Source organism: Streptomyces sp. KL2 (assembly GCF_046529545.1).
GTDB lineage: Bacteria > Actinomycetota > Actinomycetes > Streptomycetales > Streptomycetaceae > Streptomyces > Streptomyces radiopugnans.
Genome location: NZ_CP127170.1, coordinates 1256704 through 1281323, shown reverse-complemented (window position 1 = coordinate 1281323; position 24620 = coordinate 1256704). Strand labels below are relative to the sequence as shown.

The 24620-nt window shown below is 74.4% G+C and carries 23 protein-coding genes, 1 pseudogene and 1 riboswitch; of the genes and pseudogenes, 14 read left to right on the top strand and 10 right to left on the bottom strand.

Features of this window, described 5'->3' with window-relative positions:
* Position 1 precedes the first annotated feature (1 nt).
* Entirely contained in the window at positions 2-448 is a 447-nt protein-coding gene (locus tag QPK52_RS05835; RefSeq protein ID WP_410535958.1) for an energy-coupling factor ABC transporter substrate-binding protein, read from the bottom strand.
* Positions 448-1158 (bottom strand): energy-coupling factor ABC transporter permease, encoded by a 711-nt coding sequence (locus QPK52_RS05830; protein ID WP_410540222.1) that lies wholly within the window; start codon positions 1156-1158, stop codon positions 448-450. The genes QPK52_RS05835 and QPK52_RS05830 overlap by 1 nt, the downstream gene beginning before the upstream one ends.
* 29 nt (positions 1159-1187) lie before the next feature.
* Positions 1188-1373: riboswitch (cobalamin riboswitch) on the bottom strand.
* Between the two features lie 258 nt (positions 1374-1631).
* Between QPK52_RS05830 and QPK52_RS05825 the strand changes: the two genes are divergently transcribed.
* Positions 1632-2237, top strand: coding sequence for a TetR/AcrR family transcriptional regulator (locus QPK52_RS05825; protein WP_410535957.1), 606 nt, complete (start codon positions 1632-1634; stop codon positions 2235-2237).
* A 36-nt stretch (positions 2238-2273) separates the two neighbouring features.
* On the opposite strand, the gene QPK52_RS05820 is transcribed toward QPK52_RS05825, so the two are convergent.
* Positions 2274-3296 (bottom strand): SMP-30/gluconolactonase/LRE family protein, encoded by a 1023-nt coding sequence (locus tag QPK52_RS05820; RefSeq protein ID WP_410535956.1) that lies wholly within the window; start codon positions 3294-3296, stop codon positions 2274-2276.
* A 198-nt stretch (positions 3297-3494) separates the two neighbouring features.
* Here QPK52_RS05820 and QPK52_RS05815 point away from each other — a divergent pair, with 198 nt between their 5' ends.
* Both QPK52_RS05815 and QPK52_RS05810 read left to right on the top strand, forming a co-directional pair.
* Entirely contained in the window at positions 3495-5303 is a 1809-nt protein-coding gene (locus tag QPK52_RS05815) for a flavin-containing monooxygenase (protein ID WP_410535955.1), read from the top strand.
* Positions 5304-5402: 99 nt separating this feature from the next.
* A pseudogene (locus tag QPK52_RS05810) lies at positions 5403-5498 on the top strand (MerR family DNA-binding transcriptional regulator); the annotation flags it as partial.
* 91 nt (positions 5499-5589) lie between these two features.
* Here the strand turns inward: QPK52_RS05810 and rox are convergent.
* The gene (rox, locus tag QPK52_RS05805; protein ID WP_410540220.1) at positions 5590-7020 is read right to left on the bottom strand and encodes a rifampin monooxygenase; all 1431 of its coding nucleotides are present in this window, start codon (positions 7018-7020) and stop codon (positions 5590-5592) included.
* A gap of 336 nt (positions 7021-7356) precedes the next feature.
* Here rox and QPK52_RS05800 point away from each other — a divergent pair, with 336 nt between their 5' ends.
* The 3 genes from QPK52_RS05800 (at position 7357) to QPK52_RS05790 (ending at position 10153) form a co-directional block, all read left to right on the top strand.
* Positions 7357-8424 (top strand): MerR family transcriptional regulator, encoded by a 1068-nt coding sequence (locus QPK52_RS05800; protein ID WP_410535954.1) that lies wholly within the window; start codon positions 7357-7359, stop codon positions 8422-8424.
* Between the two features lie 66 nt (positions 8425-8490).
* Positions 8491-8967: a hypothetical protein gene (locus QPK52_RS05795; protein ID WP_410540219.1), complete on the top strand. Its 477-nt coding sequence runs from the start codon at positions 8491-8493 to the stop codon at positions 8965-8967.
* A gap of 193 nt (positions 8968-9160) precedes the next feature.
* Positions 9161-10153 carry an alpha/beta fold hydrolase gene (locus QPK52_RS05790; RefSeq protein WP_410535953.1) on the top strand — a complete coding sequence of 331 codons (993 nt, stop codon included), beginning with the start codon at positions 9161-9163 and terminating at the stop codon, positions 10151-10153.
* 86 nt (positions 10154-10239) lie between these two features.
* Here the strand turns inward: QPK52_RS05790 and QPK52_RS05785 are convergent, their stop codons facing one another.
* Positions 10240-10680 carry a MarR family winged helix-turn-helix transcriptional regulator gene (locus QPK52_RS05785; protein WP_410535952.1) on the bottom strand — a complete coding sequence of 147 codons (441 nt, stop codon included), beginning with the start codon at positions 10678-10680 and terminating at the stop codon, positions 10240-10242.
* Positions 10681-10768: 88 nt separating this feature from the next.
* Between QPK52_RS05785 and QPK52_RS05780 the strand changes: the two genes are divergently transcribed.
* From QPK52_RS05780 to QPK52_RS05760, 5 genes are all read left to right on the top strand, one after another.
* On the top strand, positions 10769-11179 hold the full coding sequence (locus tag QPK52_RS05780; protein WP_410535951.1) for a nuclear transport factor 2 family protein: 411 nt from the start codon (positions 10769-10771) through the stop codon (positions 11177-11179).
* A 140-nt stretch (positions 11180-11319) separates the two neighbouring features.
* Positions 11320-12021, top strand: coding sequence for a hypothetical protein (locus QPK52_RS05775; protein ID WP_410535950.1), 702 nt, complete (start codon positions 11320-11322; stop codon positions 12019-12021).
* A gap of 407 nt (positions 12022-12428) precedes the next feature.
* Complete coding sequence (dnaK, locus tag QPK52_RS05770; RefSeq protein WP_410535949.1) at positions 12429-14363, top strand: molecular chaperone DnaK; 1935 nt, start codon at positions 12429-12431, stop codon at positions 14361-14363.
* Positions 14364-14621: 258 nt separating this feature from the next.
* Positions 14622-16841, top strand: coding sequence for a SpoIIE family protein phosphatase (locus tag QPK52_RS05765; protein ID WP_410535948.1), 2220 nt, complete (start codon positions 14622-14624; stop codon positions 16839-16841).
* Between the two features lie 170 nt (positions 16842-17011).
* Positions 17012-18130 (top strand): NADH:flavin oxidoreductase, encoded by a 1119-nt coding sequence (locus QPK52_RS05760; RefSeq protein ID WP_410535947.1) that lies wholly within the window; start codon positions 17012-17014, stop codon positions 18128-18130.
* A 45-nt stretch (positions 18131-18175) separates the two neighbouring features.
* Here QPK52_RS05760 and QPK52_RS05755 read toward each other — a convergent pair whose 3' ends face one another.
* Both QPK52_RS05755 and QPK52_RS05750 read right to left on the bottom strand, forming a co-directional pair.
* Positions 18176-18547, bottom strand: coding sequence for a signal peptidase I (locus QPK52_RS05755; RefSeq protein ID WP_410535946.1), 372 nt, complete (start codon positions 18545-18547; stop codon positions 18176-18178).
* A gap of 129 nt (positions 18548-18676) precedes the next feature.
* Entirely contained in the window at positions 18677-19372 is a 696-nt protein-coding gene (locus tag QPK52_RS05750) for a formylglycine-generating enzyme family protein (protein ID WP_410535945.1), read from the bottom strand.
* A 246-nt stretch (positions 19373-19618) separates the two neighbouring features.
* Here QPK52_RS05750 and QPK52_RS05745 point away from each other — a divergent pair, with 246 nt between their 5' ends.
* From QPK52_RS05745 to QPK52_RS05735, 3 genes are all read left to right on the top strand, one after another.
* Positions 19619-19861, top strand: coding sequence for a general stress protein (locus tag QPK52_RS05745; protein WP_410535944.1), 243 nt, complete (start codon positions 19619-19621; stop codon positions 19859-19861).
* A gap of 235 nt (positions 19862-20096) precedes the next feature.
* On the top strand, positions 20097-20354 hold the full coding sequence (locus tag QPK52_RS05740) for an acyl carrier protein (protein ID WP_177214033.1): 258 nt from the start codon (positions 20097-20099) through the stop codon (positions 20352-20354).
* Positions 20351-21574, top strand: a complete 1224-nt coding sequence (locus QPK52_RS05735; protein WP_410535943.1) for a beta-ketoacyl-[acyl-carrier-protein] synthase family protein — start codon at positions 20351-20353, stop codon at positions 21572-21574. Before QPK52_RS05740 ends, QPK52_RS05735 begins: the two co-directional genes overlap by 4 nt.
* 79 nt (positions 21575-21653) lie before the next feature.
* Here the strand turns inward: QPK52_RS05735 and QPK52_RS05730 are convergent, their stop codons facing one another.
* From QPK52_RS05730 to QPK52_RS05720, 3 genes are read right to left on the bottom strand one after another with little or no spacing between them, the layout of a single operon-like run.
* Positions 21654-22331 (bottom strand): sterol desaturase family protein, encoded by a 678-nt coding sequence (locus QPK52_RS05730; protein ID WP_410535942.1) that lies wholly within the window; start codon positions 22329-22331, stop codon positions 21654-21656.
* Positions 22328-23398 (bottom strand): NAD-dependent epimerase/dehydratase family protein, encoded by a 1071-nt coding sequence (locus tag QPK52_RS05725; RefSeq protein ID WP_410535941.1) that lies wholly within the window; start codon positions 23396-23398, stop codon positions 22328-22330. The genes QPK52_RS05730 and QPK52_RS05725 overlap by 4 nt, the downstream gene beginning before the upstream one ends.
* Positions 23395-24600: a GNAT family N-acetyltransferase gene (locus QPK52_RS05720; protein WP_410535940.1), complete on the bottom strand. Its 1206-nt coding sequence runs from the start codon at positions 24598-24600 to the stop codon at positions 23395-23397. The genes QPK52_RS05725 and QPK52_RS05720 overlap by 4 nt, the downstream gene beginning before the upstream one ends.
* Positions 24601-24620 lie beyond the last annotated feature (20 nt).

The window sequence follows — 24620 nt, the reverse complement described above, 5'->3', positions numbered from 1 at the left end:
CTCAGGCCTCCCGGGTCTCGAGGTCCCCGGTGGCGTCCGCGGCGCTCCCGGCTTCCCCCGGCCGGGCTGCCGGCCGCGTTCCGGGCCGTGCTCCCGGGTGCGCTCCCGGGTGCGCTCCCGGTTGTGCGTCCGGCTGTGCCGCCGTGGCGCGCCGCTCGCCCTGGCGGCGCCCGTGGCGCAGGCCGAAGTAGTAGGCGAGAACGCCCGTGCCGAGCGCGGCCTGCAGGGCGAACAGCGCCGACTCCACCTCACCGGACGGCGGCTCGTACAGCGGCGCGAACCACGGCTCGTAGTCCGGCTCGATCTCGGTGATCGCCGTCTCCGCCTCGGCGTCCGCACCGGCGAACGGCTCCTCCTTGTGGTCTCCGAGACCGAGGGCCAGGGGCAGGACCGCGAGCGCGGCCACGGCGAGCAGCAGCAGGGTGTTGACCGCGGTGTTCCTCTTCATCACGCCACCGCCTCGCTGTCGGCCGTCTTCCCGGTCCCGGCCCTTCTGCCGGGCAGGAGCACGCCCAGCCGGACCAGTTCGCCCCGGCTGGACTGCACCAGCAGCCGCATCACGAACACCGTCAGGAGCCCCTCGCTCACCGCGAGGGGGATCTGGGTGAGGGCGAAGATGGAGCCGAACTTGCCGAGCGCGCCCCAGAACCCGCTGACCGGATCGGGGAAGGCCAGCGCGAGCTGCGCGCTGGTGACGCAGTAGGTGGACAGGTCGGCGGCGAAGGCGCCGAAGAAGACGGCCGCCATCAGCGGCGCGCCGTATCGCCGCAGCAGCCTGTAGAGGGCGTATCCGGTCCAGGGGCCGACGATCGCCATCGAGAAGGCGTTGGCGCCCAGCGTGGTCAGGCCGCCGTGCGCGAGCAGCAGTGCCTGGAAGAGGAGCGTGATGGTGCCCAGCACCGCCATCATCGGCGGCCGGAACAGGATGGCGCCCAGCCCCGTGCCGGTGGGGTGCGAGCAACTCCCGGTCACCGAGGGCAGTTTCAGGGCCGACAGGACGAACGTGAAGGCACCGGAGGCGCCCAGGAGCAGAGTGCTCTCGGGGTGCTCCCTGACCTCACGGGTGAGACTGCGGACTCCGTGGACGATGAACGGCGCGGCCGCGACGCCCCAGGCGACCGCGTGCGCGGGGGGCAGGAAGCCCTCGGCTATGTGCATGACCGGACAGACCCTCTCCAGCACCTCGTGGATGGTTGACGCGCCTTGGCCGGTCTCCTGGCTGACGGGTGACACCGCCCGGGCTCCGCCTTCCCGGGTCCCGGAGGACCCAGTGGCCGCCCGCGAGGGCTGGAGCCGGACTTCCCGATCACAGTGGCGAGGGCCGCACCGGTATCGCACCGGATTTCCCGTTCACCAAGGCGTGGCGACAGTAGTGCGCGGGCGGAAGCATTGGCAAGCAGGCCTTTTCCGCACATGAGCCCCACACGGGCTCCGCGTGGGTCCCCCGCGGGCCCCTTCCTCCGCACGGCCGGCCGGTGACGGGCCGCACACCGGGTGTTCCCCGGGCGGGGCGTCCACGCGGAGGCGGCCCGCTGCTTCGCCGGCGGCGTGACGTGATCGACACGGCGGGACGGGAGGGGGCCCGTACCGCGCGGGGAGCGCCCGACTCGCCCGCGGGCTACCCTGCCGGGGTGACGCAGCAAGCCGCGCAGGAGGAACGGCGGCCCGTGAACCACGGGCCGCGGTCCGCCGCCCGCAACCGGGCCGCCCTCGTCGCCGCCGCCCGGGAGATCTACGCGGAGCACGGCCTGGACGCACCGCTCTCCGCGATCGCGCGCCGGGCCGGGGTCGGACAGGGCAGTCTGTACCGGCATTTCCCCGACCGGGCCGCCGTGGTCGCGGTGGTCCTGGAGGAGAACGTGCGGCAGATCGAGCAGGCCGCCACGGCCGAGGACGCCGGCTTCGAGGACGTCCTCGGTGTGCTGACCTGGCACCTGACGGAGTCGGCGGCCTTCATCGCCTTCCTGCGCGCCGACGAGGCGAGCGTCCGCCCCGACGTCCGCGCGCACGCCCTGGCCCTGGCCGGCCGGGTCGAGCGCGCCCTGCTGCGGCATCTGCCCGGCGGCCGTCCGCCGGACGCTCGCCGGCCGGCCGCGGCGGACGACGTCATGCTCGCCGTCGCCATGGTCTCCGGCGCCGCCACCGGACCAACCCGGCAGGAGCGGGAGCGCCGGGCCCTCAAGGCCTGGCGGCTGCTCGGCGTCGAGGTGGGGCCGGTGCGGCCCTTCGAGGAGTGAGCGCGGCGGGACGGGCACGGCGGGGCGGGCGCGGCATCAGCCGCCGTTCGACTGCCGGATGCCCTCCGCAAGCGCCTCGAAGGTGTACAGGTAGCCGCCGGAGGGCCCGCTGACGGTCATGCACGCCGTGGTCCCGCCCGGCGTGATCGCCACGTTCGTCGCCGACTCCAGGCCCTCGGCGGCGCCGGCGGGTACCTCGACGGTCGCCAGGTGCTCGCCGTACCGGTCGAACACCGCCATCGCGGGTCGGCCGTGCAGTCCCTGGTAGAGGTTGCCGTCCGCGTCCACGGCGATCGAGTCGGTCTGCGCGACGCCGCCGTCGTAGCGGATGGCGGTGTGCCGTGAGGCCACGCCGCCCTCCCGGTCGAGGAGGAGGTAGGAGATCCGGTTCCGGGTCAGCTCGCTGATCCACAGCCCGCGGTGGTCCTCGTCGAACGAGATCCCGTTCGTCGCGGCCAGCTTGTCGGCCAGGACGGCGGCCTTCTTCCCGTCGCGGTCGATCCGCACCACGCGGCCCAGTTCCCGGCCCTCGGTCAGGCCGCGCGAGTCGCTGACGTACAGGTTGCCCTCTTCGTCGAAGGCGATGTCGTCGGGGTTCATCCGCGCTCCGGCGACCTTGCGGGAGAAGAAGGTCCGCGGGTCGCCTCCGTCCGGGGCGAGGCTCACGATCTCGCCGTGGGCGAAGTCGGTGAGGTAGAGCCGTCCGTCGTACGGGCTGAACTGCGCCGAGGTGTAGGCGCCGCGCCCGTCGGTGTGGACCTTCCGCGAGGTCTTGTTCCCGATGTCGACGCGCATCACCTTCGGCTTGCCCTCGGGTGCGGTGACGTCGACGACGAACAGGTTGCCGTCCTCGTCGAGAACCGGCCCCTCCAGCAGGGTCATCCCGGTCTCCTCGTGCACCTGCGTCAGCCGCATGACCTCCTGGGCGGGGATGGTGCGGCCCGCGCCGGTGGCCGCCGGGCCGTCGGCGGAGGCGACCGTGCCCGTGCCGCAGCCGGTGAGGGCGAGCACGCCGATCGCGGCGAGCCCGGCGAGAGACCGGATCGGGAGTCGTTGCATGGGGGAGACCACTCTTCCTGTCCGCTGTGAGCTGTCCGCCGTGCACGGGTGCCGCAGCGCCCCCGCCATCCAACCGGACACCACTGTCCGGTAGAGGGTACGGTAACGAAGGGCTGGCCAACTCCCTTTCCCCTGAACGGATTTGTGCGTACAGGGCGGCCGGCCGCAGCGGACCCACAGGATCGAGGTTTCCCCCGCATGACGACTTCGCAGGCGCCGTCCCCCGAGGAGCTCGCCGAACTGAGAGAGCGCTACCGCCTCGAGCGCGAGCGGCGTGTGCGGCCCGACGGGGCGCGGCAGTACCGCGGCGCCGAAGCGGAGTTCGGCTACTACGCCGCCGACCCGTACGCGGGGCAGGCCCCCGAGCGCGAACCGCTGCGCGACACCGTGGACGTCGCCGTCGTCGGCGGCGGATTCGGCGGCATCCTCGCCGGGGCGCGGCTGCGCCGGCAGGGCGTGGAGCGCATCCGGATCGTGGAGAAGGGCGGCGACTTCGGAGGCACCTGGTACTGGAACCGGTACCCGGGCGTCCACTGCGACATCGAGTCCCACGTGTACCTGCCGCTGCTCGACGAGACCGGATACGTTCCGCGGTGGAAGTACGCCCCCGGCGAGGAGATCCGCCGCCACGCGATGCGGATCGCCGAGCAGTACGACCTCTACTCGGGCGCCCTGTTCTCCACCGCCGTCACCTCGCTGACCTGGGACGAGGCATCCGAGGTGTGGATCGTGGCCACCGACCGGGGCGACGAGTTCCGGGCCGCGTACGTCATCACGGCCACCGGCACCCTCTCCGAGCCGAAACTGCCCGGCATCCCCGGGATCGAGGACTTCAGGGGCCACACCTTCCACACCTCGCGCTGGGACTACGCCTACACCGGCGGCACCCCCGAGGGCGGCATGACCGGCCTGGCGGACAAGCGGGTGGGCATCGTCGGCACCGGCGCCACCGGCGTCCAGGTCATCCCGATGCTGGCCGAGGACGCCCACCACCTCCACGTCTTCCAGCGAACCCCCTCCACCGTGGACGTACGCGCCAACCGCCGCACCACCGGGAGGGACGTCGGCGCCGGCCGCGCCGGCTGGGCGCGCGAGCGCCGCGAGAACTTCCTGCGCATCGTCTCGGGCGAGGGAGCCGAACAGGACCTGGTGGCGGACGGCTGGACCTCCTCCGCCGTCCTCCTGGAGAAGCTCCTGCCCAGCTTCCGCCGCCAGGGCGACCGGGAGGCATTCGAAGCCGCCTACGAGATCGCCGACGCCGCGAAGATGAACGAGATCCGCGCCCGCGTCGAGGCGACCGTCACCGACCCGGACGCGGCGGAGAAGCTCAAGCCCTGGTACCGGTACGCCTGCAAGCGCCCCACCTTCTCCGACAGCTACTACCAGGCGTTCGACCGCGACAACGTCACCCTGGTCGACACCGCGGACAGCCACGGCATCGAGCGGATGACCGAACGCGGCGTCGTGGTCGGCGGCACCGAGTACGGACTCGACTGCCTGGTCTTCGCCACCGGATTCTCCGTCGGGGTCTCCGGCGTCCTCTCCGGCAAGCTCCCGGTCCACGGCCGCGGCGGCGTCCAACTGCTGCACGCCTGGGCGCAGCACGGGCCGCGCACCCTGCACGGCTTCACCGCCAACGGCTTCCCCAACCTCATCCAGATGGGCTCCCTGCAGAACGCCAGCAGCGTCAACTTCACCCACGTTCTGGACGAGCAGGCCGTTCACGCCGCGGCCCTGGTCGCCGCAGCCGAGGCCGCCGGCGCCCTGATCGAGCCTGCCCGCGAGGCCGAGGACGCTTGGATCGCCGCCCTGGCCGAAGGCGCGCCCGACCACGAGTGGTTCCACGCCGAGTGCACCCCCGGCTACTACAACAGGGAAGGGCTCGGCCGCCCGAACGGCCCGACCGCCTACCCCCGCAGCGCGGTCGCCTTCCACGACCTGCTGCGCCGGTGGCGCGAGGAGTCCATGGGCGAGGTCCTCCGGCCCAGGACCACCGCCCGGGCCTGAGCCGCCGCAACGCCCGCAGCACCCGGGACCGCCCTCGCACCGGCCGCGACGCGGCCGGTGCCGCCGCCTTGTGGGCCTTCGCCGTGAAAGGGAGAAGTCGTGCGGATCGGGGAGCTGGCCGAGCGGACCGGTGCGAGCCGCCGGTCCATCCGGTACTACGAGCAGAAGGGGCTGCTGCGAGCCCACCGCACCGCCAAAGGGTGGCGGGAGGCGGGTCACCCGACGGCTGAGGCGGCGGCCGCCCCGGGTCCCGCTCCCGCCCCGCACCCCGCTCCGGCTCCCGGGCTCAGCCGGCGGTGGCGGGCCCGAACCACCTGGGCAGGTGGTCGAGCAGCTCGGCCTGGTCCTCACCCGCCCACGCCACATGGCCGTCCGGCCGCAGCAGCACCGCGGGCGCTTCCAACTCCTCGCTGACGTCGGCGACATGGTCGACCCGGTCCGTCCAGCCCTCGGCCGACAGCCGGCCCGTCTGGTCCAGCAGCAGCCCGCGCCCGCCGTGCATCAGCCCGTACAGGCGGCCCCGCTTCAGACCGATGTCCCGCAGCCGCCGCCCGAGCAGCCCGTGGCCCCCGCCGAAGTCGTAGCGGACCGAGATCGCGGTGATCTTCTCGGTCAGATGCCGGTTGACCTCCTCGAAGTCCATCAGCTCCGACACCAGCCGGCGTACCGACCGGGGGCCGGGCTCGGTGGACATCAGCACCATCTGCGCGCGGGTGTTGTCCAGCACGTCGGCGGCCACCGGGTGCCGTTCGGCGTGGTAGCTGTCCAGCAGCCCGTCCGGTGCCCAGCCGCCGACCTCGGCGGCCAGTTTCCAGCCGAGGTTGAACGCGTCCTGGATGCCGAGGTTGAGGCCCTGTCCCCCGACCGGCGGGTGGATGTGGGCGGCGTCGCCTGCCAGCAGCACCCGGCCTGTCCGGTAGCGCTCGGCCTGCCGGGTGGCGTCGCCGAAGCGGGAGAGCCAGCGCGGCGAGTGCACGCCGAAGTCGGTGCCGGCCACCGCCCGCAGCCGCTCCCTGACCTCCTCCAGGGTCGGCGGTACGGTGCGGTCCTCGGCCAGCCCCTCGGCCGGCACGACGACGCGGTAGACCCCCTCCTCGACGGGCCCGACGCCGAACCGCAGCTGGGTCCTGCGCACATCGGCCACCACGGACGCGATCACCGCCGGGTCCTCGGTCGCCTCCATCTCGCCCAGCAGTGTCTCGACCCCGGCGGGCTCACCGGGGAAGCCGACGCCGAGCAGCTTGCGCACCGTGCTGCGGCCGCCGTCGCAGCCGACGGCGTAGCGCGAGCGCAGCCGCGCACCGTCGGCCAGTTCGACGGTCACCCCGTCCTCGTCCTGCTCCAGCCCCGTCACCTCGCAGCCGCGCCGGATCTCGGCGCCCAGCTCGGCGGCGCGCTCGGCCAGCAGGCGGTCTGTGACCGGCTGCGGGATGCCCAGGACATAGGCGTGCGCGGTGTCCAGCCGGCCGGGCGAGGGCTTGGGGATGCCGGCGAAGAAGCCGCCGACCGGGTACTGCCTGCCGTGCGCGAGGAACCGGTCCAGCAGACCGCGCTGGTCCATCACCTCGATGCTGCGCACGTGCAGGCCGAGTGCGCGGACGACCCCGGTCGGCTCGGTCTCCTTCTCCAGCACCACCACGCGCACGCCGTGCAGCCGCAGCTCGCAGGCCAGCATCAGACCGGTCGGCCCGGCGCCGGCGATGATCACGTCGATCACGGATTCCCCCATGTGAAGAGTGTCGGTCCGGGCCGGACGCTCCGTGCGCCCCATAGGCATGCAGAAGCGCACGTACCGTGTTGAACCCGTCGTTTGCGCAGGTTCCGGCCCAGGGCGACGATTCTGCGGCAGGACCCGGGTCTTGCCGCAAGGCCCCCCATGCGCTATAGGTTGAGAGTGGCGGAGAGTGGATCTCCTCCTTGCTCCGACCCCGTCCGCCCCGACCGTCCGCCCCGACCGTCCATGCGGGCGGACGTCCCCTCGCGAAGCGTCGGTCATCGCCGTCACACCGGCCGCTGTTGACCTTCGACCTGCTTGAAGCCCGACGATGACGGGGTGCCGAATTCCGAGCTGATGCCCATCGGGGTCTTCGCCCAGCGCACCGGTCTGACCTCCAGCGCGCTGCGGTTCTACGCCGACTCCGGGCTGCTGCCGCCCGCCGAGACCGATCCGGCCTCGGGCTACCGCTACTACAGCGTCCACCAGGTGCCGCGGGCCACCACCCTCCGCCGGCTCCGCCGGATCGCCATGCCGCTGACCACCGCCGGGGCGGTGCTCGACGCCGGGCCCGACGAGGCGTCCCGGCTGATCGACGAGCACGTCGCGAAGGTCCTCGGGGACGCGGCGGCGGTACGGAGGGGAGCCGCCGCGCTCAGGTCGTCGCTCGGCGGCGTGCCGAGCCGGCCGGTCGCCGCGCTGAAGGGGCCCGTACTGGCCGACGCGGTCGAGCAGGTCCTGACCGCGACCGCGTGCGATCCGGGGATGCCGGTGCTCGGCGGGCTGCGCGTCGAGGCGACCGCCGAGGCGGTCACGCTGACCGCGACCGACCGGTACCGGCTCTCGACCCGGACGCTCGTCCCCGCCGAACCGGCGGCCACGGCCTGGGCCGCCACAATCGACGGCGACGAACTGCGGGCCGCGACCGGCGAGATGCGCCGCAGCGCGCTGGTACGGATCGAGGCGACGCCGCACGGCGTCCGGCTGTGCATGGCGGGACGGGAGGACCGTCACTGCCGGCTGCTGACGGAGGAGTTCCCCGACCACCATCTGATGCTCGCGTCGCTGCCGGAGGCCACCACCCGCGCGACGGCGGCGAAGGACGCGCTGCTGCGGGCCCTGGAGGAACATCCGGGCGAGCGGGTCGAGTTGCACGCCACCCGGCACGGCCTGACCCTTCCGGGGGCCGGCGAACACCCCGGCACCCTGCTTCCGGCCACCGTGACGGGACGGGAGGTGCGGATCTCCTTCGAGCTGACCACCCTCTACCCGGCCGTCGGCACCGCCATCGGCCCCGACGTGATGCTCGACCTGCGCGGGGCCGACCTGCCCGTCACGGTCCGCTCCGCCGACCGCGGCGACCTCACCACCTGGGCCATGCCAGTCAACCCCGACCACCGCGCCTGACCGAGAACGACAAGGAGAACCCCAGTGACCACCACCTCCACCACCTCCACCACCCCCGACCCGACGATGGAGGCCATCGGCGCCGCCGTCGCCGAAGGACAGACCGGCGAGGCGGAGGCCGCCCGCCGGAAACTCCTGGACCTGTGGTCCGCGATCGGCCCCACCGGCGACCCGCTGCACCGCTGCACCCTCGCGCACCACCTGGCGGACCTCCACGAGGACCCGGCCCAGGCCCTGGCCTGGGACGTCCGGGCCCTGGACGCCGCCGACGCCGTGACCGAGCAGCGCCTGAAAGAGCACCACGCCGGTCTGCGCATCGCCGCCTTCTACCCGTCCCTGCACCTCAACCTCGCCGACGGCTACCGCCGGCTCGGGTCGTTCGACGCCGCCGCCGAGCACATCGACGCGGCCCGCGGGCACACCCCCGACCTCCCCCAAGGCGCCTACGGCGACCTCCTGCGCACCGCTGTCGAGCAGGTGGCCGAGGCCGTCACCCGGCGGGACACCACCCGGCGGTCCTCCGCCCCGGGCCCCACCGCATGACGCACGGGCAACGCGCCCCCGCCACGCGGGGAGACGCCGCTCCGCCGAACGTCGCCGGATCAGGGCTTGCCGGACCGGCAAACGGACTCGCCCTCAGGGCCGGGTCTCCCACATGATCGGAGCCGAGCCGCCGGAGGGCCGGAGAAGACCGACCCGCACCGCGGCGGCGCCCCACGGCGCTGGAGGAGGCCCCATGCCGCAGCACGACGGGCGACACACCACGGAGACCACCCATCGGTCGGTGCCCTCGCCGGGAGGCCGGATCCACCTGGCGGAGCAGGGAAGCGGACCGCTGGTGCTGCTCGTCCACGGCTTCCCGGAATCCTGGTACTCCTGGCGCCACCAGTTGCCGGCCATCGCGGCGGCGGGATACCGCGCGGTCGCGATCGACGTGCGCGGCTACGGCCGCTCCTCCAAACCGGTCGCGACGGACGCCTACCGGATGCTCCATCTGGTGGAGGACAACGTCGCGGTGGTACGCGCCCTGGGCGAGGAGACGGCGGTGGTCGTCGGCCACGACTGGGGTTCGCCCATCGCCGCGAACTCCGCGCTGCTCAGGCCGGATGTCTTCCGCGCCGTGGGGCTGCTGAGCGTCCCCTACACCCCGCGCGGCGGGCCGCGCCCCGGCGACGTCCTCGCGCGGATGGGAGGGGAGGAGGAGCTCTACGTCTCCTACTTCCAGCGGCCCGGTCGCGCCGAGGCCGAGATCGAGCCCGATGTGCGCGGCTGGCTCGCGGGCCTCTACGCGGCCCTGTCCGCCGACACCATGCCCGCGCCCGGCGCCCCCGACCCGCACTTCGTCGGCAGGGGCGCGACGATGCGGGAGCGGTTCCCCGCCGGCTGGCTGCCCGCCTGGCTGGGGGAGAAGGAACTCGACTTCTACGCCGGGGAGTTCGAGCGCACCGGCTTCACCGGAGCACTCAACCGCTACCGCAACATGGACCGCGACTGGGAAGACCTCGCCACCTTCGACGGCGCCCCCGTCACCCAGCCGTCGCTGTTCATCGGCGGCGGCCTGGACGCCTCCACGACCTGGCTGGCCGACGCGATCGAGGCGTACCCGGTCACGTTGCCCGGTCTGGTCTCCTCCCACATCCTCGACGGCTGCGGCCACTGGATCCAGCAGGAGCGCCCAGCCGAGGTCAACCGCCTGCTGACCGACTGGCTCGCCACCCTGCCCGCCTGACCCGCGCCTCCTGCCGTACCTCCGCCCGCACCACCTGGGCGGCGCCCCCGTCCGCCCTTGCCTCCGCGCGGGCGGGGGCAGGCGGGTCAGTGCGGCTCGTGGTGGGCGAGGACCCGGCCCAGCAGGCGGGTCAGAGTCCGCCGGTCCTCGGCCGGAAGGGGCCCGAGCAGGTCGTCCTGCACCCGGTCGAGCACCTCGTCCATGCGCCGCAGTTGCCGCAGGCCCTCCTCGGTGAGCGTCACCCTGTTGCGCCGCCCGTGGCCCGGGTCCGGTGTCCGGTCGACGAAGCCCCGCCCGGCCAGTTCGCCGACGGCCGCCACGACGTCGCTGCGGTCGACGCGGCACCGGCGGCCGAGTTCGGCCTGGCTCGCGGGCCCGAACTCGTGGAGGGCGGCCAGGATGCGGTAGTGGTATCCGCGCGCCCCGGCGGCGGCGAATCCCTCGAATGCCAACCGGCGTGCGTGCACGGCCAGTTGGCTGATCAGCCAGCTCGGCTTCGTCGTCAGGCGTTCGGGGGGCTCGTCCATGGCGGCCACTCTAAACGGTGTTGGTCGAACCAACACACTGCCCTAGTGTTGGTGTCACCAATATTGGGTCTACCGCAAGGGGGATGCCGTGTCCGATGCCACCAGGACCGCCGACCGCATCGAGATCGCCGACCTGTTCGCCCGCCTGGCCAACCTTCTGGACGAACACCGCCACGACGACGCCCACACCGTCTACAGCGACGACGTCGTGGTGCGCGGGCCGCGCGGCGAGCTGCGCGGCCTGGACGAGGTGACCGCCCTTCTGCGGCGGAGCCGGGTCGAGGGGGAGCGCACCCAGCACGTGCACGGGGACGTACTGGTGCACGTGGACGGCGACCGCGCGGAAGCCACCGCGAACCAGATCGTCTACTTCCACCGCGACGGTGAACCGCCCCACCGCACGAGCGGCCTGCGGGTGGCGGGCACCGCCGTGCGGACCCCGGCGGGCTGGCGGTTCGGCGGCATGCGGATCACTCTCGCCTGGACGCAGGGGAGTTGAGTGGAGGGGGCGGGCCCGGAGCCCGCCCCTCCACTCTCCCGACTCGGGTGCTGAGCGGACCGGGGCTTAGCGTGGTGCGGTGAACGAGGGCGCGGGCGGACCCGCGACCGCCCGGCGGCGAGGGATGCGGGGATTCGAAGGTGACGGGGAAGGCGGGAGCGCGGGCGCGGCGCAGGATCGCCGGCGCGGGAGCGGCGGCGGCCGTACTGGCGGTCCTGGCCACGGCGGGGTGGTACGGCTATGTGTGGCTGGCCGCTCCGATGGACGTCCTGTCACGGGCCGGCGAGGTCGACGCGGCCAGTCGCGAGGCCGGGCCGGAGGGCGAACGCCGCCTGGAGGAGATCGTCGACGGTCTGCCGGGCGTGTCACGGCAGCTCGGCACCGCGGCGAAGGACCACTGCCTGCGCCACCCCGCCTTCGAGGGCGAGCCGCCCGGCCCGCTGAGCTGCCAGTGGCGGCTGGAGCGGTACGTCGTCCTCGACGGCGACCCGGACGAGGTCGGCGAGAAGTGGACGGAGGCGCTCGGCGAGGACCGGTGGACCGGCTCGCGGGAGCCGTTCCACCCCGACCACGCCTCCTCCGCCGAACGGTACGGGTACCGCGACGCGCGCACTCGCGACCGTCTCGTCGTCACACTGGTCCGGGACGGCGCCGACCTGCCGCTCCTGTACGCCCCGCCCGCCATCGAGCCGTTCGTCGAACACGAGCGGGAGCGGCGGGACTTCACCGGGCGGGAAGCGGCGCGGGACGCGGTGGCGGAGGGGCGCCGGGTCGCCCGGATCTCGCTGCTGCACGCCTACTACGGCCAGGAGGGCGAGGCCCCCTTCGAGCCGCTGCGCTGACCGCCCGTGCCCCGGTGGACGTGTACGAAGGGTGACCGTAGGCGCACTCCGGGTGGAAGTCATGCGGCCCTTTCGGTCAGCCTGGGCGGGTTCGGCCGCGGAGGGGGCCGTGCGTACAGCGCAGCAGCGGGAGGGCTGCCCGTGACCACGGGTGACGTCTGCGCCGCGGAGGAAGCGGACCTGGGAGGGAGTCGAGCCCTGGAGCGGTCTGCGCACCTTCGGGGCCGTCGCCCAGGCCCTGCGCGACGGCCTCCGGCCGTCACGGCTTCCGCAGCGGGTGAACCGGCCGCGCCGGGCTTCGCTTGACTTGGGTCGACTCAAGTTTTATGCAGGAAGTGTAGGCAGAAGATGCCCGGTTCCCGTATCCGCGCGCCAGTGGGCGGCGGTGGCGAGAGGAGGGACCAGAGGTGGCACGAGCGGTAGGCATCGATCTGGGCACCACCAACTCCGTGGTGTCCGTGCTGGAGGCCGGCGAGCCCACGGTCGTCGCCAACGCCGAGGGCGCCAGGACCACGCCCTCGGTGGTGGCGTTCGCCAGGAACGGCGAGGTGCTGGTGGGCGAGGTCGCCAAGCGGCAGGCGGTGACGAACGTGGAGCGCACCGTCCGCTCGGTCAAGCGGCACATGGGCGAGGAGGGCTGGCGCTTCCCCGCGACGGGGGACGTGGACGGCAAGCGGTACGCCGCCCAGGAGATCTCCGCGCGGGTGCTGCAGAAGCTGAAGCGGGACGCCGAGGCGTACCTGGGCGAGAAGGTCACCGACGCGGTGATCACCGTCCCCGCCTACTTCAACGACGCCCAGCGCACGGCGACGAAGGAGGCCGGCGAGATCGCGGGCCTGAACGTCCTGCGGATCATCAACGAGCCCACGGCCGCGGCCCTGGCCTACGGTCTGGAGAAGGAGGATCAGACGGTCCTGGTCTTCGACCTCGGCGGCGGCACCTTCGACGTCTCGCTGCTGGAGATCGGCGAGGGCGTGGTGGAGGTGAAGGCCACCAACGGCGACACGCGGCTCGGCGGCGACGACTGGGACCAGCGGGTCGTCGACCACCTGGTCAAGCAGTTCAAGAACGCGTACGGCGTGGACCTGTCCAAGGACAAGATGGCCGTCCAGCGGCTGCGCGAGGCGGCGGAGAAGGCGAAGATCGAGCTGTCCTCCGCCACGGAGACGACCATCAGCCTGCCCTACGTCACCGCGTCGGACGCGGGTCCGCTGCACCTGGACGAGAAGCTCACCCGCGTCCAGTTCCAGCAGCTCACCGCCGACCTGCTGGAGCGCTGCAAGGGGCCCTTCCACCAGGCCGTGAAGGACGCGGGGATCGAGGTCTCCGACATCGACCACGTCGTCCTCGTCGGTGGGTCCACGCGGATGCCCGCGGTGACGGACCTGGTCCGCGACCTCACCGGCAAGGAGGCGAACAAGGGCGTCAACCCGGACGAGGTCGTCGCCATCGGCGCCTCGCTGCAGGCCGGTGTGCTCAAGGGCGAGGTCAAGGACGTCCTGCTGCTGGACGTCACCCCGCTGTCCCTGGGGATCGAGACCAAGGGCGGCATCATGACCAAGCTGATCGAGCGCAACACCACGATCCCGACCAAGCGCTCGGAGATCTTCACCACCGCCGAGGACAACCAGCCCAGCGTGCAGATCCAGGTGTACCAGGGCGAGCGGGAGATCGCCGCGTACAACAAGAAGCTGGGCATGTTCGAGCTGACCGGGCTGCCGCCGGCGCCGCGCGGGGTGCCGCAGATCGAGGTCACCTTCGACATCGACGCCAACGGCATCATGCACGTCTCGGCCAAGGACCTGGGCACCGGCAAGGAGCAGCGGATGACCGTCACCGGCGGTTCGGCGCTGCCCAAGGACGACATCGAGCGGATGATGCGGGAGGCCGAGCAGTACGCGGAGGAGGACCACCGCCGCCGGGAGGCGGCCGAGACCCGCAACCAGGCCGAGCAGCTGGTGTACACCACCGAGAAGTTCCTCAAGGACAACGAGGACAAGGTGCCCGGTGAGGTGAGGAGCGAGGTCGAGGCGTCGGTGGCCGACCTGAAGGAGAAGCTCAAGGGCGAGTCCGCCGAGGGCGACAGCACAGCCGCCATCCGCGAGGCCTCCGAGAAGGTCGCGGCCACCAGCCAGAAGCTGGGCCAGGCCCTGTACGCCGACGCCCAGGGCCGGCAGGCCGCGGGCGGCGCCGGAGCCGGAACCGGAGCCGATGCCGATGCCGATGCCGGTGCCGGTGCCGGTGCCGGTGCCGAGGGTGCCAGGGCCGGCGGCGCGGACGACGACGTGGTGGACGCCGAGATCGTCGACGAGGACCGTGACGACAGGGGCAAGGCCGCCTAGTCCCGCCCCGCCCGCGCCCGTGGCCGGGCGGACCGGAACCCGCCGGCCCGCCCGAACGGGCGCGGGGTGCGCGGCACGGGGGATCGAGGGCTTCCGGCGCTTGCTGGACTTACCGCAGCCCGTGCCGGAGGATCGAAGTGCCGCCCGTTCGAGGCGGCCGCGGTCCGGGCCGGACCCGGCCGTCGGCCAGGGCCGGAACGGGCCGCGGGGCCGGCCTGTACGGGTGGGCCCGGGCTCGCAGCGAAGTGGGGAGCGCCGATGAAGGGGCAGGCGACGCGGAGGACCACCGCGATGGGCGGGGCCGCCGCGGAGCCGGTGGACGGTCCGCGCCCCGGCCCGCCCGGCGACGACGAGACGCGTGTCCTGTTCCGCGCCTCCGACGCCGTCTTCGCCGAGCTGTCGGGCCGGCGCCATGTCGTGGAGACGGCCAACCCCGCCTTCTTCCGGGCCCTGGGCCGGAAGGAGAACACCGGCGTCCCCCTGGCCGAGCTGGCCCCCGAACTCGTCGGGCAGGGGATCATGGACCTGCTGGACGCCGTCCACCGCACCGGCCGCCCCTACACCGCCCAGGACGCCAGGGTCCTGCTGGGCCCACCGGAGGCGATGAACGAGGCGTACTACGACTTCACCTACGAACCGCGCCGGGAGCCGGACGGGAGGGTGGTCGGCGTCACCGTCCTGGGCGTGGACACCACCGCGATCCGGCACGCCCGGCAGTTCGCCGCCGAGCAGCGAGCGCTGCTGGAGCAGATCGCCCTGGACGCGCCCATAGAGGACGTCCTGCGCGCCATGACCACCGCCATCGAGGAGCTCAACCCCGGGGTCCTGGTCTCGGTGCTCCTCGCCGACCCCGACGGCCGCCACCTGCGCCACGGCGCCGCGCCGAGCCTGCCGGACTTCTACAACCGGGCCATCGACGGCATCGCCACAGGGGAGGGCGTCGGCTCGTGCGGCACCGCGGCCCACCGCCGCGAGACGGTCGTCGTCGCCGACATCGCCACCCACCCGTACTGGGAGGAGTTCCGCGAGACGGCCCTGCGGGCGGGGCTGGCCGCCTGCTGGTCCGCCCCGATCACGGGGACGGACGGACGGCTGCTGGGCACCTTCGCGATGTACCACCGGGTCCCGCTCATGCCCCGCGAGACGGATCTGGCCCTGGCCGCCGCCTTCGCCCGCACCGCCGCCCTGGCGTTGGAGCGCCACGAGACCAAGCAGGCCCGCGAGCGGGCCGAGGCCAAGGAGCGGGCCGCCCGGCAGGAACTCGCCTTCGTCCTGGAGGCCAGCACCCGCATCGGCCGCGACCTGAACCTCCACGACAGCCTGCACCGGCTGGCCGAACTGAGCGTCCCGGCGCTGGCGCCGATGAGCGCGGTGGACGTACTCGACGGCGGGCGGCTGACGAGGGTCGCCGCGGCCGTCGCCGAAGGCCGCGGCGAGCGGTGGCCGGAGGCGGCCGAGCGGACCGCGGTCTGCCCGGACGACGAGACCGTCGCCCGGGTGCTGGCCACCGGGGCGACGGAGGTCGCCCGCCGCGTCCCGCCGTCCCCGGGCCCCTGGCGGGAGCTGGGCGTCACCGGCTACGTGTGCGTCCCGCTGAGCTGGCGCGAGGGCCCCTTCGCCGTGCTGACCCTGCTGTTCACCGAGGACCACCCCCTCCAGGGGCGCGCCGTCGCCCTCTCCGAGGAACTCGCCCGCCGCACCGCCGTCATCGCCCACAACGCGCGCCAGTACACCGAGCGCGTGCGGATGGCCCGCGACCTCCAGGCCGGCCTGCTGCCGCCCGAGCCGCCCGCCGTCCCCGGCGTCGAGGTCGCCGCCTACTACCGGCCCGCCGGTGAGGGGCTGGAGGTCGGCGGCGACTTCTACGACGTCTTCCCGCTGGGCGGCGGCCGCTGGGCCTTCATGATCGGCGACGTGTGCGGGCGGGGGGCGCCGGCCGCCACCGTCACCGGACTGGTCCGCCACACCGCCCGCGCCGTCGCCCGGCTCGTCGACGACCCCGCCAGGGTGGTCGCGGAGGTCAACACCGCCCTGCTGGAGGGCGTCCGGCACGGCAGCGCCTTCGTCACCCTCGTCTACGGCCGGATGACCCCCGGGGAGCACGGGCTTGACGTCGAACTCATCCGGGCCGGCCACGTCCCACCCCTGGTACGGCGCGGCCGACGGGTGGAGGAGGTCACGGCCGGGGGCATGCTGCTGGGCGTCGCCACCGATCCGGCCGTCCGCACGGTGCGGCTGGCCCTGCGGCCGGAGGAGACCCTGTTCCTGGTCACCGACGGCTTCACCGAGGCCCGGTCGGCCGACGGCCGGTTCCTGGGCGAGGACGGCCTCGCCGCCGCCCTCGCCCGCGCCGGCCGCGACGGCGGCGCGGGCGCCCGGGAACTCCTCGAGGAGGTGGTCGCCTCCGTCGACCGGTTCTCGGACGACGCCGCCCCCAGCGAGGACGACAGCGCGGCGCTGGTCATAACCGCCCGCTGACCACCCGCCGACCGCCCCGCCGGCGGCCGTCCCCGGCGTGTCGCCGGGGCCGCGCACGGATGCCGGAAAACCTTTCCTCGCAGGGGAATTGGCGGGGTGCGGCATCGGTTGCACGAGCCGTGCCGCGCCGCACCCGGGCGCAGCCCTCCGACGACCGAAGGCGGATCCCCATGACCGACAGCCCGTCCGCGCGCGCCCGGAACACACTCGGCCGCCCCTTCTCCCTGGGCGGTCTGACCCTCCGCAACCGCGTCGTGATGGCACCGATGACCCGCCAGTTCTCGCCCGGCGGCGTACCGGGCCCGGACGTGGCCGAGTACTACGCCCGCCGGGCCGCCGCCGAGGTGGGCCTGATCGTCACCGAGGGCACCTACGTCGACCACCCGTCGGCCGGCACCAGCGACCGGGTGCCCCGCTTCCACGGCGAGGACGCGCTCGCGGGCTGGGAGAAGGTGGCCGACGCGGTCCACCGCGCGGGCGGGGCGGTCATGCCGCAGCTGTGGCACGTGGGCATGGTGCGCGCCGCCGGGGCGCCGCCGTTCCCCGACGCTCCCAGAACGGGCCCCTCCGGCATCCCCCTGGAAGGCACTGAGACCGGCCGTGCGATGACACGCGCCGACATCGACGACGTGGTCGCCGCGTTCGCCGCCGGAGCCGCCGCGGCCGAGGCCCGCGGCTTCGACGGTGTCGAGATCCACGGCGCCCACGGCTATCTGGTCGACCAGTTCCTGTGGTCGCACACCAACCGGCGCACCGACGCCTACGGCGGCGACCCGGTCTCCCGCGTCCGCTTCGCCGCGGAGATCGTGGCAGCCTGCCGCGAGGCCGTCTCCCCGCACTTCCCGATCAGCTTCCGCACCTCCCAGTGGAAGGCCGGCCACTACCAGGCCAGACTCGCCGAGACGCCCGGGGAACTGGAGGCCGTCCTGACCCCGCTGGCCGAGGTGGGGGTGGATGTCTTCCACTGCTCCACGCGCCGCTACTGGCTGCCGGAGTTCGAGGGATCCGACCTCAACCTGGCGGGCTGGGCGAAGAAGCTGACCGGCCGCCCCGCCATCACCGTCGGTTCGGTCGGTCTGGACAACGAGTTCTTCGCCGCGTTCCAGGGAGCGGACGGCGGCGTCACGGACATCGAAGCGCTGCTGGAGAGGCTGGAGCGCGACGAGTTCGACCTCGTGGCGGTCGGCCGCTCCCTGCTCGGCGACCCGGAGTGGGCGGCGAAGGTGCTGGCCGGCCGCTTCGGTGACCTGCGTCCCTTCGACGCGGCCGGGCTCGCCGTCCTCCACTGAGGCCCGCGGGCGCGGGCCGGGCGGCGGCCGGGCGGGGGAAGGTCCTCACTCCTGCGGCGGCAGCGCGTAGCCGGGGACGGACGGCCAGCGGACCGTCAGCAGCGTCGAGTCCTCCTCGGCGACCCAGGAGTGGTCCACGCCCCGGCCCCACACCACGTAGTCGCCCTGCTCGGCCAGGACGACGCTGCGGCCGGGGAACTCGACGCGGAAACGGCCGCCGATCAGCACCTGGAAGGTCGTGCGCTCCTCGCCGCGCACCCACTGCCGCCGCCGCTCGCCGCGCGGGTGGACGCCCCACTTGATCTCCAGCGCCCCGCTGTGCCGGAGGTCGCCCGCTTCCTTGAAGTGGCCCAGCAGCCAGCCCCGGTCCATCGCCGCGTCCGGCCCGGCCTTGCCCGTGTACACGTTGCCGTCCATGTGCTCGGACGTTAACACCCGCGCCGGGCGGGCCGGTTCTCCGCCACTCTCCAGAAAAGTGTGCCAAGCGGCTTGTGACACTCTGAGGATCTCCCGGCGGGCAGCGGCCACGTCCTCCCGCGCCGCGCGTCAGCGCGGAAGGGAGCGGGCGAGGCGGAAGCCCACGTCGTCGATCCGCAGGGACGGGTGGCTGCGGCGGCGCACCGAAGCCCGGCAGCTCCAGGGCTCGTCGAACCACCCGCCGCCGCGCAGCACCCGGTAGGCGCCGTAGACCTCGGGGTCGTAGCGGTCCCAGCACCACTCCCAGACGTTGCCGAGCATGTCGTACAGACCCCAGTCGTTGGGCCGTCTGCCGCCCACGGCGTGGACGCGCTCACCGGAGTTGCCGCGATGCCAGGCGATCTCGTCGAGCGGGCCGTAGCGCGGACCGGCCGTACCCGCGCGGCAGGCGTACTCCCACTCGGCCTCGGTCGGCAGCCGGTAGCCGTCGGAGCGTTCGTCCCACTCGACGCCCGTGCCGTCCCCGTCGTCGTCGCCGTCCGGGGGCAGGCGGTAGGCGGGGGCCAGCCCTTCACGCAGGGACAGGGCGTTGCAGAACCGGACCGCGTCCAGCCATGAGACGCCCTCGACGGGCAGGCGGCCGTCGTGCCCGGCGTCGGGCGGCGAGCCGGTGACCTGCGCGTACCGGGCCCGGGTGACGGGAAGGGGCGCGATCCGGTAGGGCGCGAGGTCGACCGGCCAACTGCGCTGTGTGCGGCGGTCCGACAGCGTCACCCGCCCCGGCGGTACGGCGATCGGCGCGCCTTCCTCCGTGTCGGTGTCCATGGGCCAGCGAGCCTAGCAAGGCCTTGCCGGGGGCCGGTGTCCCAGCGGATGCCGCGTGCGACGGTTTCGGTCACAGCTTGCTGCGGAACCCAGGATTCCGTGCACTGCGCGGGAGTTGGCGGCATGTGAGGGGCGACGGTTCTGAACGCGGGCATATTTGATGTGGTTTGTGGTGATTACGTCAGGGCGGGTCGGGCACCCGATGTTGCGAAGGGACCTGCAGGACAACGAGTGAAGGGAGCAGTCATGACTGCGTCCAGCAACTCCAACAACCCCGGTAACTTCGCCAACGACCGTGAGCGCGCGGCCGAGGCGGGCCGCCAGGGCGGTCACGAGAGCGGCGGCAACTTCGCCAACGACCCGCAGCGTGCGGCCGAGGCCGGTCGCAAGGGTGGTCACGAGAGCGGCGGCAACTTCGCCAACGACCGCGAGAAGGCATCCGAGGCCGGCCGCAAGGGCGGCCAGAACAGCGGCGGCGGGCAGCGGTAACTCCCGCCTCGCTCGAACCGCGCCCGCGGGCGCGGACGCGCACCACGGGCCCGGCTCCTCCGGCAGACCGGAGGAGCCGGGCCCGAGCGTTGTCCGCCGCGGCCCGCTGCCTCGTACGGGTGAAATGCGCTTACCGGGCCGTTCCGCTCCCGGCCGGGCCGTGCCGAGCCACAAGGATGGGGCGCGGAAGGGGGCCGGTTCCGGCCGGCCCGAGTTGAGCGCGCGAGGAGGCCCGATGGGCAAGGCATACGGCGTCGTTGCGGACATCCTGGTCGGCAAGTTCCAGTTCACCGAGGGCGAGCTGTCGCCCGGCGCCACGCTGGAGGAGATCGATCTGGACTCCCTGGGGCGGGTCGAGTTCGCCCTGACCCTGCGGGAGAGCACCGGCGTGCCGTTCGGTGACGACCAGATCACCCTGGACACGACGCTGGGGGAGATCGCCGACGCGGTCGAGGCCGCGTGGGGCGCGGGTACGGCGGTGGCTCCGCGGTGACCCGCGCGGACATCGCGGTGACCGGCCTGGGGGCGGTCACCCCGGCCGGGGCCGGGGTGGAGGAGACCTGGCGCCGGGTCTGCGCCGCCGCTCCCACGGCGTCCCGCGACGCCGAACTGGTCGGCCTGCCGGTCGACTTCAGCTGCCGCGCCCCCGAGGTGGAGGTCGCCGACCGGGCGCGGCGGCGGCAGTTGTGGCGCCAGGACCGGTTCACGCGGATCGCGCTGGCGGCGGCCGACGAGGCGCTGCGGGACGCGCGGCTGGACCCGTCCGCCTGGGACGGTGTCCGGGTGGGCACGGCCGTCGGGTGCAGTCTGGGCGGCGCCGGCACCTGGGAGGCGGAGTTCGCCCGGATGCGGCGGGAGGGGGCCGAGGCGGTGTCGCCGGTGGTCATCCCGAGGCTGCTGCCGAACATGGCGGCCGGGGAGGTCGCGCTCGCCCTGGGGGCGCGCGGGCCGAGCCTGGCGGTCTCCACCGCCTGCGCCTCGGGGGCCAGCGCGCTGGCGGTGGCGCGCGACTGGCTGGCCGCCGGTCTGTGCGACGTCGTTCTGGCGGGCGGTACGGAGGCCGCGGTCACGCCCCTGGTGGTGTCCGGGTTCCAGCGGGCCGGGGCGCTGTCCGCCCGCACCGGTGATCCGGCGGCGGCGTCGCGGCCGTTCGCGGCGGACAGCGACGGGTTCGTCATGGCCGAGGCCGCCGCCGTCCTGGTGCTGGAGCGGGCGGCGGACGCGCGGGCGCGCGGTGTGCGCCCGCGCGCCCTGCTGGCCGGCTGCGGCACCAGCACCGACGCGCTCCACCCCACCGCGCCGCACCCCGAGGGCCGGTTCGCGGAGCTGGCGGTGACCGCGGCGCTGGCGGACGCGGACCTGGGGCCGGGGGACGTCGACCACGTCAACGCGCACGCCACCTCCACCCCGCTGGGTGATGCGGCGGAGGCGAGCATGATCGCCAGGGTCTTCGGACACGGTCCGAGCGTGACGTCGGCCAAGGGGGTCCTGGGGCACTCGCTGGGCGCCGCGGGCGCGGTGGAGGCGGTGCTCACGGTCCTGAGCATCGAGCGGTCCGCCGTGCCGCCGACGGCCAACACCGACGCGCCCGCGCCGGAGTTCGACATCGACCTGGTGACCAAGGCGGTGCGCGAGCAGCGCGTCGGCGCGGCCGTCAGCAACTCCTTCGGGTTCGGCGGCCACAACGTGTCCGTGGTGCTCCGGACGGCCTGAGGCCGTCCGGTCCCCGGTCCCGCTCCTCGTTCCGGCTTCCGTCACGGGCCCGCGTCCGCCGCCGGGCGCGGGCCCGGCGTCAGCTCGCCGCCGCCCCGCCCGCCGGTCCGCCCGCCGCCGTACGCCCCGGCGCGGTGCCGAAGACGTGGTCCCAGTAGGGGCAGCTCACCCCGAAGCCGCGGCTGTCGTCCTGGAAGTGGTGCCGCAGGTGGTGCCTGCGCAGACGGCGCCCGAGCGCGGTGGGCGGGCCGGGGCGGTGCAGGAGGAAGTGCAGCTCGTCGTAGAGGACGTATCCGGCGGTGAATCCGGCGGCGACGGCGTTGGCCGCGCCGCCGTCCAGGGCCAGGTGGAGGGCGGCGAAGGGGATGCCGGTCAGCACCAGGCTGGCCAGGGGCGGCATGACCAGGCGGCGCGGGTCGTCGGGGTGGTCGTGGTGGACGCCGTGCACCAGCCGGTGCAGCCGCCTGCCGCGCGCGCTGCGGGGGGTCAGGTGGAAGAGGGCCCGGTGCACCCAGTACTCCGTCAGCGTCCACAGCACGTAGCCGAGCAGGGCGTACCCGGCCAGGGCCGCCCAGCCCAGGCGGGGCGCGGCCAGGACGGCGAGCAGGACGGCCAGGGGGCCGTACAGGGCGGCGGGAACGGCCGGGTGGACGCGGGTGAGGCGGTCCAGGAACGGGGAGCGGAACAGGGGCGGGGAGGCCCGCAGGTGTTCGGCTCGGCCGGTGCGGGGCCGGGTGGTGCGGTGCTGGGGCGTCAACGCTGGTTCCTTTCGGGGACGGATACCGGTGCGGGGGCGGTGCCGGGCGGGCCGGGCACGGTGACGGGCAGGGCGCCGGGCGCGGGACGCAGGGCGTCGGCGAGGCCCGCGGGCCAGAGGTTCTCGGGGGTGAAGCCGAGTTCGCGGGCGGCCCGCTCGTGGCCGCAGATCCAGAAGGGGCGGGCCAGTTCGCGGACCTTGTCGCGGCAGAGCGCCGACGGCCGCCCCCGTACCCGCGCGGCCGCCTCGGCGCCCCAGGCGGCGGCGTACGCCACCGGGCGGGGGAGGGGGACGGTGGCGGGCGGGCGGTGGCCGGTCAGCTTCGCCACGGCCGCCGCGAGGTCCTGCCAGCGGTGCCCGGCGCCGTCGCCGGCGTGGTAGATCCCGCGGGAGGAGGGGCGGGGGGCGACGGCGGAGCCGCGGTCGGCCGCGGCGAGCAGGACGCGGCACAGGTCGTCGACGTGGATCAGCGAGCAGCGGCGCGGGCCGAAGCCGCACACGGGCAGCACGCCGCCGCGCACCGCGGCGAGCAGCGCGGGCAGGAAGTCGGTGTCGCCGGGGCCGTAGACGATCGGCGGGCGGACGACGGTGCCGGGCACGGCGGCGGCCACGGCGCGCAGTTCCTTCTCGCCGGCGAGCTTGCTGCGGCCGTAGGCCGACACCGGTGCGGGCGGGTCGTCCTCGCGGCGCGGCCGGCCGGGCGGGGAGGGCCCGGCGGCGGCCAGGGAGGAGCAGTAGACCAGGCGGGGCGGGCGAGGCAGGGCGGCCAGGGCCCGGCACAGGCGGCGGGTGCCGCCGGCGTTGACGGAGGCGTAACCGCCGCAGCCGCCCCCCGGAGCGGCCCGGACGGCGCCGGCCAGGTGGATCACGCGGTCGGCGCCCCAGGCGGCGGCCCGGCTCAGGCCGCGGCCGTCCGCGAGGTCGCCGTCCAGCGGCTCCACCGCCGCCGGGAGCCGGGCCCGGGCGGGGTCCCGTACCAGTGCGGCGACGGTGTGGCCCTCCTCCAGCAGCCGGCACACCAGACGGGTGCCGACGAAGCCGGTGGCGCCGGTGACCAGATATCTCACCGGCGGGCTCCGGGTACGTGCGGGGCGGTCGGCGCGGGGACGGCCGCAGGGGCCGGACGCGGGGCGAGACCGCGCCGGTAGAGGCGGTGCCTGCGGTGGAGGACGCCGCCGAATGCCTCGGCGTATCGGTTGGCGTCGCGGTTGTCCTCCAGGAGCCAGGAGAACTCGCTCTCGGTGTACCCCAGGCGGAAGGCCGCCCGCTGGGCCTCGGCGAGCAGCGCGGCGGTCAGCCCGCGGGCGCGGTGGGCGGCCCTGACACCGGTGAGGATCACCCGGGCCCGGTCGATGCGGCGGGCGGCCCGGGCCGTGCGCAGCCGTCCCAGGGGCATGTCGCGGGCGGCGCGCAGCGCCTGGTTGGCGTCGGGCAGCCAGAAGGTGAAGGCGACCGGTTCGCCGCGCACCTCGGCGAACCACACCAGCTCCGGCCGTACCAGCGGCCGCAGCCGCTCCATCGCGTGGGAGAACTCGCGGCCGGTCATGGGGACGGAGGCGTAGTTGCCGGACCAGGCGTCGGTGTAGATGTCGCGGACGGCGGCCAGGTCGGCCTCCCGGCGGCAGGGGTCCAGCGGCCGCAGCCTTACGTCCGGCGCGTCCGCGGCCCACCGGGCAGCGCGGGCGACGGCCTCGGGCGGCTCGCCGCCGGGCGGCACCGGGACGCGCCAGGACAGCAGGTCCTTGGCCTTGGACAGACCGCAGGCGGCGTACAGGGCCGGGTAGTAGGCGGGGTTGTACGGCATCATCACGGTGGGCGGGCCGTCGAAGCCCTCGACGAGGACCCCGCACTCGTCGTGGACGGAGAAGCCCAGCGGGCCGAGCATCGTCTCCAGCCCGCGCTCGCGCAGCCAGGCGGCGGCCGCGTCGAAGAGGGCGGCCGCCGCGCGGGGGTCGTCGGCGCACTCGAAGAGGCCGAACAGGCCGCCGCGCGCGTCGTGGAGGGCCTGGTAGCGGGAGTCGACCGCGGCGGCGATCCGTCCGACCGCCTTCCGGCCCCGGCGGGCGAGGAACAGCTCGGCCGTGCCGACCTCGAAGAACGGGTTGCGCCGCCGGTCGACCAGAGCCCGCCGGCCGCTCCTGGCGGACGGCACCCGGTACGGGTCGCCGCGGTGCAGGGCGTCGGGGAGGGCGGCGAAGGCGGCGGTGTCCGCACGGCCGCGCACCGGGCGGACGGTGAGGGGCGCGGAGGAGACGGGAGGGGCGCTCACGGTGGACGCGGGGCGCGCAG